We start from the raw sequence: 291 nt of genomic DNA, 5'->3' as shown, positions 1-291 counted from the left end.
CCATTGAGGACGAGACCGGGCCGGCCAATCTCGTCGTCTGGCCGACACTCTTTGAAAAGCGCCGGCGGGTCGTGCTTGGGTCTTCGATGATGGCGATCAATGGCCGGATCCAGCGGGAAGGGGAGGTCGTCCATCTTGTCGCCCAGCAGTTGTTCGATCTGTCAGGCGATCTTGTGGGCCTTGCCGATCGCGATGAAGAGTTCAAGTTGCCGGCCGGCCGTGGTGATGAGTTTGCCAGAGCCGGAGGGCCTGATCCACGGGACAAACCGAAGCCGGTTATAGCCGTGCGCG

The 291-nt window shown here is 61.9% G+C and carries 1 protein-coding gene; it reads left to right on the top strand.

What is annotated here, in order from left to right:
- Positions 1 to 291, top strand: a 291-nt coding sequence (locus FY112_RS00015) for a hypothetical protein (RefSeq protein WP_151517323.1), incomplete at both ends; no start/stop codon positions are given.

It is taken from the genome of Rhizobium sp. PEPV16, from assembly GCF_008919455.1.
GTDB classification, from domain to species: domain Bacteria; phylum Pseudomonadota; class Alphaproteobacteria; order Rhizobiales; family Rhizobiaceae; genus Rhizobium; species Rhizobium leguminosarum_Q.
Note: the sequence above shows the minus strand (reverse complement) of the source record. Positions and strands in the feature narration are given on the sequence as shown.